Below are 17,166 nucleotides of genomic sequence, written 5' to 3' on the forward strand. Positions count from 1 at the left end.
CCTCACATACACTTTAAATATTCACTTAAGGTACGATCAATCATTTTATTGTCGGAGAATTCATTCTCTACCTTTCTCCGCGCTGCTTGAACAATCTTTTTTGTCTTCTCACTATCAGAATGCATAGACATAATTTGGGAGCTAAAATCGTCTACAGAATGGTCAGTGATTAAAAAGCCGGTTTCCCCGTCTAAAATGGCTTCTTTAATACCTCCTCTGTTAATTGAAATGACAGGAGTACCAACAGCCATTGCTTCTAAAATCACCATTGGGAAAACTTCCAAGTGAGAAGTAAGTAGCAGCAGATCCATTCCTTTAATAAAGGACTCAGGCTGGTCAACGTTTCCTAACATGCTCACTTTGTGAGTAAGACCTAGTGTGGAAATCATATTTGAAATCCTGTCACTTTCCGGACCATCTCCAGCAATGTGAAACTTGACTGATGGAATTTCTTTAAGCTTATTTGCAATCTCAATGAAAAGTTGGTGATTTTTTTCTTCAGATAACCGGGCGAGAATTCCAATGTTAAACTGATCTTCCGTTTCTTTTTCATAGAAATGAAATTGCTTTAAGTCCACCCCGTTATAAATAACCTCAATTTTTTGCTGCTTCACTCCCAAAGAAACGAGTCTATCCTTTTCGAATTGACTCACTGCGATGATTCGATCGACGTATTTGTTCATTAAAAATGAAAATAAAGATGCTTTTGAGTCTAGAAGAGTAAGACTGTGTTTGGTATATACGATTTTTATATTCTTTCTTATCGTCTTTTTAATGAAAATAGCTATTAATGCCATCTTTAAACTGTTTGCATGAATAAGGTCTATTTTTTGTTTTACCACGATCCTTGTGATTTTCAATAAATTATTGAGATGGTTTTTCCGACTTATCTGCGCATAATTTCCTTTGCGCTTCAGCTTGTTAAACATTTCACCAGGTGCTGCTGCTGTATAAACCTGCAACTTTGGATGTTTCAGAGAATTCTCTAGTTTACAAAAGTAACTCTCAGCTCCCCCAGTTAATAATTTATCTGTCAGCATCAGAACCTTCATAATAACGAATCCCTTCCTTTCTTCTGAGAAATAATAGCAGGATGATTCAGATAAAATGGGTTAGATTGATGAGCCTTACCCAAATTCTTAATATCGATTTGTTTTTGCTCTATACGTAAAAAGGCAGATAGTATGGCTAGATATAGAAAGAACATATCATTAATTACAAAAGATAAAGAGAGCATCTGCAGCACAAATCCAATAAAAGTTAAATATAGAAAAGGTTCTTTCCTGTAGATAGCAACTTCGAACATTTGGAAGATTAACACCAACATAAATGTACAAAAGAAAATGATTCCTACTAGCCCTGATTCAGATAAAATATCAAGAAACGTGTTATGAACATATAGATCGTCTCCATAGAACCAGTTGTTGTAATCGCGATAATTAAAAGCACCTATTCCGTAAAATGTATTTGAGGAAAAAAAATCTAACGCCCGTCCCCATAACTCGAACCTTCCGCTACCTCCATCCCTACCAAAATCATCAATCCTTGATTCTAAAATTCCCATAAAGTCAAAATTCAGCTGAACGATCATGATATAAGAAAGGATAAAAAATGAGGCAATCATTCCCAAAACCATTTTTAACTGGACTAATGGGCGATTCATGAAGAAGTAAACAATAAAGATCAAACCCATCGCAAGTAACCCACCTCTTGAAAAAGTTAATAGAGTGGTTGTAATACAGAGCAATAGCCCTATCTTATTCACCCAGGATTTTGTGTGACATAAGAAATAAGTAAAAAAAATAGTATTATAAAAAATAAAGATATTAGGGTCCTGTACAGCTCCTATCAAGCGGGGATAATCCCTGTCAAACATCACTCCGTAAGAGATAATGCCATCACCACTCATAACAAAATCATTCTTTTTCAGACCAATGACATACAGGACAAGGCTTATGAGGTTGAAAGTGATCCCTGCATAGCCCAGAGATTCTTTAATCATGGTGTGCTTAGCTTTAGCAACAATGTCTTTTATAACGATATAACAGGATAAATACAATATAACTCCAAGCAATATCCTAAGACTTGAAATGGCGTAAAGAGAAAAGGCCCCTGAATACAGGTAGACAAAATAAAAGCAAAACATACATACTTCGAAAATTTGGAATTTCCAAAACCTAAAAGAGGAGAGATGAAACATGAGATATACTATGCAAAATATCATATAAGGCTTCAAAGCAAATCCTAAATAAACATTATATTTCCCCAGTGTCACGAGAAGAAAAAGAAAAAACAACAAAGTCCCTGATACCACGTTTTTTTCCTTCGCCTTATTATCCATGTTCCACCCCCTTAGATTTTAAATTCTTACGAGAAGGTAATTTCTTAACATAATTTAATAGTTTTCTGTTTAGTGGTCGGTCAAGTGCTACCATTATTAAAAGAAGGAGGTACCCTACAAATGTCGATAGACTCGGCAAATCTGAAAAAAGCCAGTTTAGGAATATGAAACAAGCTATAAAATAGGTAAGATAAGGGAACACGGCTTGCTGTAAGAGAGTCAGCCTTTGAGGTGTACAAACTAAATATCCGATAAAAAAAACCATCTCGAGCATAAGTCCTGCAAAAGCTGCGCCTATAATGCCGTATGAGTTACTTAAGGTGAAATAGAAAATAACACCAGACAATAGTGCAATCATTTCAACCCTTGTACGCCTGACCTGCATCGATTGAGTGGTCAAACCGTCCGCAAGAGAGATGTTGATCATCTGAAGAGCCAGCATCAGTGATAATATTTTTAATGGTTCAACTGCTTCTGCCCAGCTTCCACCAAATAGCAGGCGTATGATAAAATCAGACAAGAAAAATAAAGGAATTGCGATAGACATACCCATAAGTGCCATGATCTTCACTAACATTACATTATGATTCATGTGTTCTTTAAACTTGTTGTTATTAAAACATCGGTACATGACTGGAAAATACGCCCCTGCCACAACAAATGGAATTTGTTGTAATGCTTGAGGGATTCGATACGCTACAGCAAACAAACCTACCTCCCTTAAAGATACTGTTTGTTCGAGCACGATTGGTCCTAACTGCGGTGTCAAGACAAATAATAATCCAGCTATCGTAAATGGCCATAACTCTTTAAATAAACCCTTATGAAATTTGCTCTTATACTTAAAGTCCATATTTTTTCTTACCAGCAACAGAGCTAAGACCCCACCGGCTAAATAGGATACTCCGTATAGAAAGCTTATCTTAATAGGACTTATAGAGAGCGACATACCAATTAAAACGGCTATAACTAGGCAGATAGAGGTCGTAATGCGTATCAGTCCCGAATACTGCATTTTTTCTATTACCTGAAAGTAAGCGGTACCTATACTCTGCAAGGTTAAACCTGTGACCATGGGAATTAGTAAGTAGTAGGAAGTTTGTATCAGTTCCAACTGCTTTGGATAGAACGTGTGAATTAAAATAAATCCCAGAAATAGCGTTCCAATTAGAAAAGCAATCCTAAGTTTTAGATAGGACATAATTACAATTGGAATACTGTTTTTTTTAATTGAACTTTCCCTAACCACGATGCGACTCAGACCCGCATCTGTAAAGTAACCCATAATCATTGAGAATGCTAAAACCACGCTGAACAATCCGTAATAATAAGATTCTAAATAAGATGCAAGAGCGATTAATGCAACAGCATTTAATACACTTGCTAACACTGTACTGCAAAACAAATGAAGGATGTTTTTTCCGATCGAATTGCCTTTAATTGCTTTCATCTTACGTTCCACCTTATTTGCAGCTGTTTCTACGTTTTTTGGTAAATGACTCCCGCTACGTATTTTCCAAGTTTCATATAGTGTTCTGCAAGCTTTGTTATATCCTTCTTTTTGTCCTTCCTCTCTTTCACGAGAAAAATCACACCCTCACACGCTTTTGTAACAAAAGAAGGAGGATTTGACACCTGAGCAGAAGGCGCTTGAAAGAGCACAATATCATAAACCTTTTTCCACTTTAACAGTTCCTTTTCATAATTAGGCTCTAAACGTCTACCAATCACATCCTTTTTTGACCCTGCAGGAAGGAATGTGAAGCCTTCTATCATTGTTTCTTTATACATCTGCTGTGAAGGTCCATCAATTAGTAAATCCGAAAATCCATATAAAGAGTTGGTTCTGAACCATTCATGTAAAGAAGGATTTTCAAAGTTAGTATCCACCAGAAGCACCTTTTTCCCTCTGTTTGCGAGAAGACTCGCCAGTTTACAAGTTATTATTGCCCGGCTATCCTCTTTACCAGCATATGAGACCATCAGCATGACAGGCTCCTTAGCAATGCCTTCCTCAATTCTCATACAAAGAATGTCCATCTGCTCATCCAACTGATTTCCCCGTTTTTGTTTAGTTAGACTGCGCACTGATGTTTCCTCCATTTTCTTTTATTGGCTCACTTTTTCCACTCTGCCTTTTTACCTTTCTCAGATACTTCTTTTCATTAATTGTTATTTCACCTAAGACGGATAAACCTAAATCTGACTCTATCTCATGATAATTTCGTACTGTATCGTCAAAGTATTCTCGAAGCATGGCAAGTCCAATGCCTACAAGTAATCCAACTGCAAAACCTATTGCCAAATTGACTTGGATGCTTCCAACTTTTTCAAAGTCACTTTCAGCTTTGTTTAATACTTCGACGTCATTTACATTTAACAATTCATTCACCTGACGTACCGTAGTCTTTGCTATTGTTGTTGCAATAAGTGAGGCTTTTTCAGAATCCTCATTTCTAACAGAGATATTGATTATTTGAGAGTTTTGATTATTTTTAATTGCTATACTTTTGAGTAATTCTTCTTTATCAATTTCCATTGTCTGTTGAACCTGATCTAAGACAACCGAACTATTTATTAAATCCATAGTAGATGCCAGCATTCTGTTAACCCTTTGAGTATCTGCGACCGTCTCTTCATTTTTCAAAGAACCAATTAAAAGATATTCATTTGCTTCATAAGTAGGTTTTATAAAGAAAAGTGTAGCTACAGCCGATATTCCAAACATAATAACAGCAGTCAGCAAAATAGTTGCAAATCGATTTTTCATAACCAATATAAAGCTTTTTATATCCATAATTTCATCTCCCACACCCTCCGTTTCAGGAAATGTTATCCTTAAGTACTTTAAGTGTATTTAATAATATAGCAACAACAAAATTTCATTCCTACCTATCACTGTTCATTATAAAGAACGAGAGGGTAGATATGACTAATTATTACTTTTGTACCTTTGTTACTGACCTTGCAGGCGTACCTACAGCAGTATTATAATCAGATAAATCATTTATTACTGTTGATCCAGCACCTGCTACACACCATTTACCTACAGTTATACCAGGTACAATAACGGATCCTGCCCCGATTAGAGAGCCTTCTCCAACTTCAACATTTCCAGTAAGCGTTACGCCTGGTGCTACATGTACGAAACTTTCAATGCGGTTGTCATGCTCTACTATAGCTCCTGTGTTAATTATTGCGTGGTCTCCAACTGAGGTATCCGTGTTGACTACTGCTTTAGCCATAATGACAGTACCATTTCCAATACGTGCACTTGGACTGAGATTTGCGGTCTTATCGACGAGTGACAAGTAACGGTCTTTTGGCAACCTAAGTTTTGCCTCTATCCGCTTCCTTAACTTGTTATCTCCTATTGCAATTATAAAGTAACACCCCTTATTATCTATGAAGGATGAGATTGAGCTAAGTGGTCCTTTTATGATGCCCTTTACTTCTACTGTTTCTTGAAATCTATCATCTAAAATAGCTGAGATGGTCAAATCTGAGTAAGATGTAATAAGATCTTGAATTACCTTGCTATGTCCTCCATTACCGATGACAACAACTTTTCTCATTATTCTTCCACCTTTATAAAAGCATCCTTCTAAATTAATTCAACTCTTTTCTCTTGATAATCTTCAATAGTCTCTCCCAACCCAATGTCAAACCCAAAACTGGGGATCCATTGAAGGTTTTTTTGTGCCTTTTGATTGGATAAAAGACTATGTTGAATGTCTCCTTCTTTCTTTTTGAGCATTTTTGGAGAGATCTTTCTGTTACCTACATCTTCTAATGAATCTATTAAATCAATAATAGAGGTTCTTACGTTTGTCCCTATGTTAAATATATCTCTGTCTCCTTGATTTAAAGAGGCGATGTTAGCTTTCGCCACGTCTTTCACATATACAAAATCCCTTGTTTGCAAACCATCTCCAAAAACGGAAAGTGGTTTTTGATTCAAAAATTTCTCAATGAATATTGCTATAACTCCCGCTTCACCGTTAATATCCTGTCTTGGTCCAAAGACATTGGCATACCTTAAAATAGTATAATTTAATCCATATAGCTTTGAATATAATTGGATACACTTCTCTGCATGCAGCTTTGAAAGACCATAAAATGAAATGGGGTTAACTGTATGTTCTTCATTGATTGGTAAAAACTGCGGTTCTCCATATACTGCAGCAGATGACGCAAACACAAATTTCTTTACGTCATACTTTATGCAAGCATCTAACAAATTTAGTGTCCCCAAAATATTTTCATCAGCATCGTATAAAGGATTTTCTATCGACTTTGTTACCGATACCTGGGCCGCTTGATGAATAACAAAATCAGGCTTTTCCTCGCGAAAAATAGAATCCAGATCTCCTTTAATATCAGCTTGATAGAACACTACACCTTCTGGGATATTCTCTCTACAACCAGAAAGAAGGTTATCTATTATGACAGGTTCATAGTTTCCCTTCAGTAACTCCTCAACAATATGGGATCCAATAAACCCAGCTCCTCCAGTTACCAATACCTTCAACTGTGTCCACCCTTCCTTTTTTAGTGCTTAGGAGCGCCCTTTCGTTCATTATAAAGAACAAACAGGCGCAGTCTTTACCAATGCTATCTTTTCAGGTCACTACTTATAATAATGGTTTTCCAGTAAGGATCTTAGAGAGAACATTAATCAATATATTGATATTCTTTAGTACTTCGGACTTAGTTAAATCTAAATTGATGTTTGACTTAAGAAGACAGAAATTTCTCTTGGATATAATTTCATTTTAGGAAGAAATGTATCTCTAATTCTTAAGTAGGGATGATAGACTTTTTTTACTATTCCACCCTTGTCCCAAATATCTCACTATTGTTTTCAACGCTTCACGATTTCCTTATTGATCCACCTATTTTTATTCGTTTCATAGATTTCCTCCATTATTTTCCTTACATTATACTTCTGTTTCCAGTCTGGAAAATGATTTTTAAATTTGTCCAAGTCACTTATATACCAAATGTGATCCCCAGCTCTTGCATTCTCATCATAACTTGTCGAAAGTTTGTTACCGGATATTTCCTGAGAGGCGTTAATCGCTTCTACCATTGAGATATTCGACTCTCTGCCTCCTCCCAGATTATAGACTTCTCCTCCAGTTCGAGGCTTTTCAAAAAAAGCATCAAAAGCAGAGATTACATCTGTTGAGTGAATAACATCTCTTACTTGTTTACCTTTATAACCTATAATTGTATACGGCGTGTTGGTCATTACACATCTCATTAAATAATTTATAAAACCATGCAACTTAACACCGGATTGACGCGCCCCACTCAATACGCCCCCTCTAAAACAAGCAGTTTTCAAATTGAAGTACCTACCATATTCTTGTACAAGAATATCTGCAGATAATTTTGAAGCACCAAATAAAGAATGCATATTTTGGTCTACACTTAAGCTTTCAGGAATTCCATTTTGATAGTCATGTTCTGGGTCTATTTCCCATCTGGTTTCTCTCTCAACTAAAGGTAATTGATTGGGAGTATCTCCATAGACTTTATTTGTTGAAGTGAATAAAAAAACGGCTTCAGGGCTGTATTTCCTCATTGCTTCTAATAAATGTAAGGTTCCATTTGCATTAACAGTGAAATCCATAATAGGATCCTTTGCAGCCCAATCATGGGAGGGTTGTGCGGCAGTATGAATGATCAAGGAGATATCAGACTTGTATTTTTCAAATAGTTTATTTACCGCTTCGTTATTTCTAATATCAATATCGTGGTGTTCATAATATCGTTTAAATTTTTTGCTTAGTCGGTCTCTATTCCAAATCGTTGAACCTTCTTCTCCAAAGAATAGCTCTCTCATATTGTTATCAATACCAATTACCTTGTAGTTCTTCTCAGCATAGTATTCTACCGCTTCCGATCCTATTAATCCTGCCGCCCCTGTTATGATCACGATTGACATTTTAGTTCCCCCTTTAGGTTTACTACAATAATAGGATCACCACTTATATCAAGTGTGCTTCCTAACTCTTAATGTTCAATATAAAGAACAAAAAAGCTAAAGTCAAGGCATATTTACATCTACAGAGTACTATTATCTGTTGAATACTGATTAAATTCCACACAATCAGTTCTTAATAGAGAAAAATAATTTTCTTTAAGAATACACTATGAGACAATATATTTCAAAATATTGTAAATAATAAACTTATGAAACGTAGAATTTATCCTTCTTTACCAACAACAACCGTCAGTGTGAGTTAACTACAGGAGGTAGGCATATCTTGAGAAAAATTTGACCCTCCAGCCCATTTTTCCTGCATAAACACATTCAAAAGTAATAACGATGGAGCAGATAAATCATTTATATCCTCTTCATCATGAAATGCTATAAGATATATCTATTAAAAAAACAGGCATAGAGAAATGATAACTTCTCTGTGCCTGCTGGAAAATCATAACTATTTATTCACTTCTTTGCCAGACTATGAACAAACAGAATAGGAGGAGATCTAGCTAACTATCCCTGTATGCAAGCACTATCTCCTCCTACCTACTTTCATCTTCAATGTAATGGTATTCGCGAAGAATCTTAATAAGCTCCTTTATAGCTTCCTATCCCTTATCCCGTCAGGCATTTATTCCAATTTAAGAGAGAAGACGAAAGCAAACGTATCCTCGTTAAACAAACCAGAGTCTCTTAATGTTTTTAAGATAGCTTAGACTAGGTATTTTCTCTATGATGGTTTGTATGATTTTTAAAGAGTGTGTAGTAGAGAGGCACCCCCGTCCAATGAATGGACGGAGGTGCCTCTTGAAGGTTAAGACATAAAAGCACTAAAAACAGCTCTACAGAATTAATCCATAGAACTGTTTTTCATCCACTTAGCAAGTGTTGAATATCTGCTACTATCTTAAGTTTTTCTTAATTTCATTTTCCACGGAGTCGCTTACTGCTCCTGTCCCACCTAAAATTTCAACATAGTCATATTCCTTAGAACGGAAAGTTTGAAGAGTTTCCTCCATAATCTCGTCTGGACGAACAAGAAGAACTTCTGCATCTAATTTAGCTGCGAGGACTGATCCAGTCAATGCATCTGCAAAGCTTTCTCCGGTTGAGAAAAATACTGTATTACCTTCTGAAGGTAGACCATTAACTATAGATAGGTTCGTTCCATATCTATCCTCACCCATATACCTGGAGGGAGAAGGTAATGAATCAGAAACTGTTCTATATATGACACCTGTTCCCCCAACTACTATCGTTTCTTTTACTTCACTTAGTGAAGAACGAGTTGAAGGTGGTACCATGTTCTCTTTTGTTAATAGAATGGGGTAGCCGTTTTTAGATGCATAAGAAGCTATAGAAAGAGCATCTGGAAAATTAGAGCCATTCGCTATCACGGCAGCACCATTTTCAAAACCTATTTGATCGGCAATTTTTTTGGAAGTTTCATATCTATTACTTCCTGCAATTCTTTGTACAATTAAGCCCATATTAACCAAACTCTTATATACATCATTAGAAACTGCATTTTTTCCGCCTAGAATAACAGCCTTTTTTGCTTCTAACCGCATTATTTCTTCCTTCGTACCATTATTCAAACGATCACTAGAAGTTAGTAGAATGGGTGAGTTTAAGCTATATGCTAAAGGAGCACCTGATAAAGCATCTGGAAAATCATCAGAACGTGCTATAACTACTGTATCTGTATATTCCCATCCTGCCTTAGAAATTTCAATGGCTGTTTCATAACGATTCTCTCCAGATAATCTACCAAGCCCTTTAGTCTTCACACGTACAGTTAAAGCTTGTGAAGAGATATGTCCTACACTATCTTTAGTTTTAATTTTAAATATATAGGTAGTATATGGTTTAAGGTCATTAACGTCTACACTAGTTTGATTCCCCTGCACCCCGGCTAACTTTTGTCCATTTTTATAAACCAGGTACTTCTTCACAGTGTTATCATCGTTTGCTTTTGGCCATTCAAAGCTTACCGAATTTTCATCAAAAGATACAACTTTTATCTCATCTTCGCCTCCCCATTGGGGTGCTTCAAAGTCATAGAAAGGAGTATCATTATGGTCACCTTTTAAAATTGGCTGATATTCAATATAATCAGCTGAACTTAAGTCGTCATTTTTATCGTATATTGACGATTCAATAGTTTCGGTATCCAATGTGTTCCAGTAGTTTTCCCTGGCAATCATATTACCGTCATCATACCCATTTGGCAAAGTCAAAGTAATACCTTCATGACTTAGGAAGGTATTGTATTTAACTATAGTTTTTGACGAATCATAACTAGCCCAATTTTTTACAAAATAAGGATCATAATTATTTATCTGGTCATTGAATACATTGTTTTTAATATAAACGGTTGTATCATCACTAGTTCCGACACTGACCCCACCAGTGTTGTTAAAGATATTTCTCTCAATATGCACGTCGCTGGTAGGATACCATAGATAAATCATAGGTATATTAACTAAGGTGCTATTTGTTAAGTTTATAGAACCATAAGTGCTGCCACTTGTTGCAGGGTATACACTCCCACCTTTTATGTCAGCATAGGATATATTCATTTCAAAATTTTCATCGTAATCATTATCCCCAGGTTCTATATGAAGATTATCCACAAGTATTTTGCTATCAGGATTTCCTAATGCATTTAATATACCCCATACTTGCAGTGACTCTCCATCACCCTCTATAACTACTCCCGGTTCAATAGTCAAAGTAGCATCAGATGCTACCTGAACATTACCCTCGAACTTGTAAGGTGAATTTTCTAACGTCCAAATTGTATCTTCTTTAAGAATACCGTTTACCTTCGTACCGGTAGTCTCCGCCTCCACTTTACTCATAGTTGTAGAAATAAATGCTATTATAAATAATAACACCATCAACCACTTCCAACATTTCACAAAAACCACTCCATTTGATATATGAATTATGCAATAGACACCAGTAAATAATACCACTGATTTATATTCGATGCATTAGTACGAGGTACAATTATACTAGTTTAATATTATTTCAATTATAGATTAAACCTGTATTTAATAGAATATATAAATAAAAGAGGTGAAAAATTATGAAAACATACTTATATCTTTATAATAAGTTCTACGAAGGCCTTACACTTAATGTGTGTTTTAAAACAAAGCGAGAGGCTGCCATATGATTAGACTTTAAATAAGATTAATACATATATCTGCATTAGTTGTAAGTCGAATTTACTGTAGCACCCATCCACCATTTCCTTAAATTCATACAAAATATCAGGAGGTAGTACACGTTTTGTAGTTGCTTGCACAAGGTATGCGTATATTTTTAAATATCCAACATATATGTAGTTATACCTTAATTTAAAAAGCACTCCTGGATGGAGTGCTTTTTATTATTCCCTTCCTAAAGGTGCGACAGGAAGCCCCAATATGCTATTTACCTCTTTAATTAGAAAAGGCCCAAAATGCTTTGCAAGTCCTGAATGCTCAGAATAATCTCCAACATCCAAGCTATAGTCTATCCCTCTATCGTCCAATATGTTAGTAAAAGGTAATAGATGGTTCTTATAATGATGATCCCCTTTACCTATGTGAAGAGAAATTTTTGACTGCCCCTTAAAATTTAAGAAAAGCTCTCTATAATGATTATTCAACCGTTCTCTAGCGTCGCTATCATAACCACCAGTAATTAACCGAAGAACTACATATCTTGTGTAAGGTGATAGCTCATAAAGGTAGTCACCCACTTTTGTTTGCATGCCTCCAGCAATAATATGGCCATAATTATATTTCAAACCAAAATATACGGCTGCTGTACCGCCCTTACTTGAACCTGCAAGAATAATATTTTCAAGTGGAATTGAATTGCCGTTAGCTACTTGGGAAATTATTGATATTACACTAGATTCATAATCTAATTTACTTTCAGCCCCTAGATAATAACAAGGGTGTCCATCATAATTATCAAGAATAAATAATCTATGACAATCAGTATCTTCAAGCTGTCTTACGTAGTTGTAATAGGCAGGCTCTCCATGTTCTTCTTTCCCATTAAAACCTGAAAAAGTAACAATTAGATGGTTAGATTCTGTCTCGGGTGCCCAATAAAAGTATTTCACTTCAGTAGAACCCTTATGTATGTATTGGTTTTTAAAAATAAAATTTGATAAAGACAATCTTCATTCCCCTTTTTATTCAATTTGACTCTTTACAATAGTAAATACTTATCATTTTGTTCATCTAGTGCTCCCCTAATATAGCCTAGTTTTAAGCAAATGAATAGTCAAGAAAATACGGAAGATATCTTTAATATATCTTGTGAAATTGCAATATTCACTTTTTCAAATCAAATTCCATTGGTAAGATAACCAACATCTTTAGAAAATCATATCACTTCACTAAAAATAACGTTGTTTCTAAACTAGTGTATTACGTAATGCTTATGTTTATTTTGTGTGAGTCAAGTTCTGAGATGTAAAGAAGGAACCACTGAGGTTCGATAGCCTACAGTGGTTCCTTCTTTATTATTTATTAACTCAAATTAACCGAGTAACCGCAAGGAAGAGGATGCCCCACACTGGAATAGACAACAACGATCCATTTATTAACCCTGTTAAAAAATCTCCTTCTTTCAACAACATTATTAGCACTCCCCTTTCATGTCCACATGTATTGTAAGCGTTTCATAAGTGTATGTTATCACTCTCTTCCCGAAAAATATGTTGAGAAAACAATGAGATATGTTTTTTAATTTGTCGTTTAGAGGTTCATTTTAGATTAAACACTCTATATTAAAAAATATAGTAAATTAATCTAGTGTTAACAGAACTATAATATCTATACTTTATACTAATTTCAAAACTCCTATGACTTACCAATTTAGTATATTTTGTTTATTTAATTTATGGTACAATTAAACCTGTTATTAGAAAAAAAGAGGTGAATAAATGGTTTACAATGAACCGATATTCCTAGAACCAAACTATAAGGAACGAATTTGGGGCGGAACAAAACTTAAAGAAATTTTCAATTATCCTATACCTTCAAACCAGACTGGAGAAGCTTGGTGTATATCCGGTCATTCTAATGGTCCCAGCCTAATAAAAAATGGTCCCTTGAAGGGTCTGTCATTAGCTGAAGCATGGAATCATCATCGTGAACTCTTTGCTCATGAAAAAGGAGAAGAATTTCCTCTATTAATAAAAATATTAGATTCGAAGAAAGATTTATCTGTTCAAGTACATCCAGATGATACTTATGCAAGAGAAGTTGAAGGAGAAAATTATGGTAAGACAGAATGCTGGTACATAATAGATTGCGAAGAAGATTCAGAAATCATCTTTGGTCATCATGCTGAAGATGCTGAAGAGTTAGCATTCATGGCTAACAATGGTGAGTGGAATAATTTATTAAGAAGAGTTAAAGTCAAACCTGGTGATTTTTATTATGTTCCTAGTGGAACCATTCATGCGATTGGATCAGGAATACAAATTCTTGAAACACAACAGAGCTCTGACATTACTTACCGTGTTTATGATTATGACAGAGTCGGCCAAGATGGAAAAAAACGTGAACTCCACTTGGAACAATCTCTTGAAGTTACGAATACCCCTCATGAGGACCCTGAATTGAGTAGTATTCGTAACCACTACAATAGCTTAAATGAAGAGCAACTTATTGAAGAAGAATATTTCAGTGTATATAAATGGGATCTGGATGGTGTATGCAAAGATTTATCTTTAAATTCTTATCTACTTATTAGTGTGATTGAGGGTAACGGAGAAGTTGCTACTAAAGAAGGACCCTATAAGTTCAAAAAAGGTGATCATTTCATCGTCCCTGCTACTGTTACTACATTTGACTTACTTGGAAATGCTTCATTAATTGTTTCAAATTCTAATCAAAACATAGAACAAAGGAGTCATGCTCATGTGGAAGAAAGAGTTCGATCGTTGGAAACAATATAAAGGATTAAATGATGACTTGGCCTCTCAATTAGAAGAACTAAGTGATCAAGAAGAACTGCTGGAAGATGCGTTTTATAAAAACCTAGAATTTGGAACTGGAGGCTTACGTGGAAAGTTAGGTCCTGGGACAAATCGAATGAACGTCTACACAATCCGTAAGGCTTCAGAAGGACTGGCGCAATACATAAATCAACAAGGTCTTACTAATCAAGGAATCGCTATTGCCTATGATTCTCGGTATAAATCAAAAGAATTTGCAGTAGAAACAGCGCGTGTGCTCGGATATCACGGCATTCCTTCATACGTATTTACTTCATTAAGACCAACACCTGAACTTTCTTTTGCTGTTCGTCAATTAAACGCTGCAGCTGGTATTGTCATCACGGCAAGCCATAACCCACCAGAATATAATGGGTTTAAGGTCTACAATGAAGATGGAGGTCAAGTCCCACCTAAGCAAGCCAAAGACATCATCACCTTTGTCAATCAAGTTGAGGATGAACTTCAGGTGAATGTTGCTAGTCAGGAAGACTTAGAAAATAAAAACCTTCTACGATGGATTGATGAAGAAATAGATAATAGTTATCTAAAAGAGCTAAGAAACGTTACTGTACAACCAGAATTGAACAAAGATATTTCGATCGTGTTCTCACCCTTACACGGAACAGCTCGTTCTCTAGTTGAAAAAGGCTTAAAACAAAGTGGTTTTTCTTCTGTTCATATAGTAGAAGAGCAGGCAACACCAGACCCTGAATTTTCTACGGTTTCTTCTCCTAACCCAGAAGAGCATCAAGCCTTTGAGGTTTCCATTGAACATGGTAAGTCCATAGGTGCTGATTTACTAATGGCTACCGATCCAGATGCTGACCGTCTTGGAATAGCTGTCCCAGATGAGTCAGGAGAATACAAAGTACTGACTGGTAATCAGACAGGAGCACTTATGCTTGATTACCTTCTCAGTCAAAGTGAAAACCTTCCAGAAAATGGTCTGCTAATTAAAACAATCGTTACATCTGAATTCGGTGGTGTCATTGCGAATGCTTATAATATCCAATCAATAGATACTTTAACAGGCTTTAAGTTCATAGGTGAGAAAATCCGTGAGTTTGAGCAAACTGGAGAATATCAGTTTTTGTTTGGCTATGAAGAAAGTTATGGTTACCTCGTAAAAGACTTTGCTCGGGATAAAGATGCCATACAGGCTGCCATACTTGCTGCAGAAGTAGGTGCCTACTGGAAGAACCAAGGGAAAACACTCCTTGATGCTCTTAATAATCTATATGAAAAGTATGGCTATTTCCTTGAGGAACTTCAGTCGATGAAATTAGAAGGAAAATCAGGGGCGGACACCATCCAAAATATCATGAATGATTTTCGTAATGCAGATATGAAAGAAGCTGGTGGTAAAAAAGTGATTGCTGTTGAAGATTACGAAACATCAGTCCGTTATCTTGCTCAAGAAAATAAAAATGTATCTATCGATTTACCCTCATCAAATGTATTAAAATTCATTTTAGAAGATGACTGTTGGTTCTGCCTCCGTCCATCCGGCACAGAACCAAAAATTAAATTTTATTATGGCGTAAAGTCCCGGTCCCATAATGAAAGTAAAGAGATATTATCTGCTATAAAAGGTACCGTTAATGACCGATTACATGTATTAATCTAAAAGAGTAGAGCAAGGTCAAAAGATTGACCTTGCTCTTTACTATAAATAAAAAAGACCATCTTCAAGATGGCCTTTTGGAGCTATATTCCTCTATTATATCGTGAACATTTCGAATTTCCTTATCTGACATTTGCAAGTAATAGATTCCATCAATTTTTGTACCAGTACCGGTCATTTGATAGGTCACCATACTATCTGCAGCACTTCTGTAATTTAGTAATATGTTCTTCATTGTACTAAAATTCATGTTCGTTTTAACATTATTACCAAGGACATCCATTACATTTCCAATTTTGTTAACTGAACCAATAGTTGCTCCTTTATCAATGATTGCTTGAATAACCTTTCTCTGCCGTTCATTCCGACCAAAATCACCATTAGGATCTTGATATCTCATTCTAACAAACCCCATAGTCTGAGGACCATTTAATTTAATATTCCCTTTACTATACTGATACCCCTTTTTATAGTAGCCTGTATCTTTCCATTGCAGTTCATTATTAACAGTAATTCCACCTACAGCGTTTACCATCTCAGATAAACCTTCCATATTCATCCTTACGTAATAATCCATTTCTACATTTAACAAGTTCTCTACCGTTTGAATAGACATTTCAGTCCCGCCGAATGCATAAGCATGGTTGATTTTATCCATTCTACCCGCTTGAGGGTCATCTCCGACCATTTTTGTTCGAGTGTCTCTTGGAATACTTATCAACTGACTACGATTATTATTCGGATCAATTGACAAAACCATTAAAGCATCCGACCGTCCACGGTCACCTGCACGCTTATCTACCCCTAACAATAAAATGTTTAGGGGGTCATTTTCTTTAAGCTTCTTTTTGGTTACCTCGTGATTTATTGAATTGACTTCTTGATGCATTTTCTTATCCACGGTGTTTTTAGCTCCATTATAAACGGCATAAGAATAAACACATCCAACCACAGTCATTATCAATAATAACAAAAGGGATACCTTTAACCATCTTCTATTTTTCTTTTGATATCTCTTTCCTCTCTTCATTAGATTCTATTTCACCTCTTTTTATTATGTTCATTCAATAGAAATCTTTACTCTAAAGTTGTAGTTTTTTAAATCCCATTTACTAATGTCACATTTAACTTAGTTTAATTGATATAAAATGAGCTTTAGTTAAATAACTAAAGCTCATAGATTCCTA

13 protein-coding genes are annotated in these 17,166 nt (G+C 35.5%); 2 read left to right on the forward strand and 11 right to left on the reverse strand.

Annotated elements, in window-relative coordinates:
• Nucleotides 1-2: 2 nt before the first annotated feature.
• The 10 genes from LC036_RS08640 to LC036_RS08685 form a co-directional block, all read right to left on the reverse strand.
• Complete coding sequence (locus tag LC036_RS08640; protein WP_226581078.1) at nt 3-1,052, reverse strand: glycosyltransferase family 4 protein; 1,050 nt, start codon at nt 1,050-1,052, stop codon at nt 3-5.
• A complete protein-coding gene (locus LC036_RS08645; protein ID WP_226581081.1) occupies nt 1,049-2,341 on the reverse strand; it encodes an O-antigen ligase family protein in 1,293 nt (430 codons plus the stop codon). Before LC036_RS08645 ends, LC036_RS08640 begins: the two co-directional genes overlap by 4 nt.
• Complete coding sequence (locus LC036_RS08650; protein WP_226581083.1) at nt 2,334-3,791, reverse strand: oligosaccharide flippase family protein; 1,458 nt, start codon at nt 3,789-3,791, stop codon at nt 2,334-2,336. Before LC036_RS08650 ends, LC036_RS08645 begins: the two co-directional genes overlap by 8 nt.
• A gap of 29 nt (nt 3,792-3,820) precedes the next feature.
• Complete coding sequence (locus LC036_RS08655) at nt 3,821-4,444, reverse strand: hypothetical protein (RefSeq protein WP_226581086.1); 624 nt, start codon at nt 4,442-4,444, stop codon at nt 3,821-3,823.
• Nucleotides 4,413-5,153 (reverse strand): YveK family protein, encoded by a 741-nt coding sequence (locus LC036_RS08660; RefSeq protein ID WP_226581088.1) that lies wholly within the window; start codon nt 5,151-5,153, stop codon nt 4,413-4,415. The genes LC036_RS08655 and LC036_RS08660 overlap by 32 nt, the downstream gene beginning before the upstream one ends.
• A 127-nt stretch (nt 5,154-5,280) precedes the next feature.
• Nucleotides 5,281-5,916 (reverse strand): acetyltransferase, encoded by a 636-nt coding sequence (locus tag LC036_RS08665; protein WP_226581091.1) that lies wholly within the window; start codon nt 5,914-5,916, stop codon nt 5,281-5,283.
• Between the two features lie 29 nt (nt 5,917-5,945).
• Complete coding sequence (locus LC036_RS08670) at nt 5,946-6,872, reverse strand: NAD-dependent epimerase/dehydratase family protein (RefSeq protein ID WP_226581094.1); 927 nt, start codon at nt 6,870-6,872, stop codon at nt 5,946-5,948.
• Nucleotides 6,873-7,205: 333 nt separating this feature from the next.
• On the reverse strand, nt 7,206-8,294 hold the full coding sequence (locus LC036_RS08675) for an NAD-dependent epimerase/dehydratase family protein (RefSeq protein ID WP_226581097.1): 1,089 nt from the start codon (nt 8,292-8,294) through the stop codon (nt 7,206-7,208).
• A 947-nt stretch (nt 8,295-9,241) separates the two neighbouring features.
• Nucleotides 9,242-11,242 carry a cell wall-binding repeat-containing protein gene (locus LC036_RS08680; RefSeq protein WP_226581099.1) on the reverse strand — a complete coding sequence of 667 codons (2,001 nt, stop codon included), beginning with the start codon at nt 11,240-11,242 and terminating at the stop codon, nt 9,242-9,244.
• Between the two features lie 497 nt (nt 11,243-11,739).
• Nucleotides 11,740-12,522, reverse strand: a complete 783-nt coding sequence (locus LC036_RS08685; RefSeq protein WP_226581101.1) for an accessory Sec system protein Asp2 — start codon at nt 12,520-12,522, stop codon at nt 11,740-11,742.
• Nucleotides 12,523-13,293: 771 nt separating this feature from the next.
• Between LC036_RS08685 and manA the strand changes: the two genes are divergently transcribed.
• The gene (manA, locus tag LC036_RS08690; protein ID WP_226581103.1) at nt 13,294-14,313 is read left to right on the forward strand and encodes a mannose-6-phosphate isomerase, class I; all 1,020 of its coding nucleotides are present in this window, start codon (nt 13,294-13,296) and stop codon (nt 14,311-14,313) included.
• Nucleotides 14,276-15,982 (forward strand): phospho-sugar mutase, encoded by a 1,707-nt coding sequence (locus LC036_RS08695; protein WP_319004447.1) that lies wholly within the window; start codon nt 14,276-14,278, stop codon nt 15,980-15,982. The genes manA and LC036_RS08695 overlap by 38 nt, the downstream gene beginning before the upstream one ends.
• Before the next feature lie 61 nt (nt 15,983-16,043).
• Here LC036_RS08695 and LC036_RS08700 read toward each other — a convergent pair whose 3' ends face one another.
• Nucleotides 16,044-17,009, reverse strand: a complete 966-nt coding sequence (locus LC036_RS08700; protein WP_226581107.1) for an LCP family protein — start codon at nt 17,007-17,009, stop codon at nt 16,044-16,046.
• Between the last annotated feature and the right edge of the window lie 157 nt (nt 17,010-17,166).

It is taken from the genome of Halobacillus litoralis (assembly GCF_020524025.1).
GTDB classification, from domain to species: Bacteria; Bacillota; Bacilli; order Bacillales; family Halobacillaceae; genus Halobacillus; species Halobacillus litoralis_D.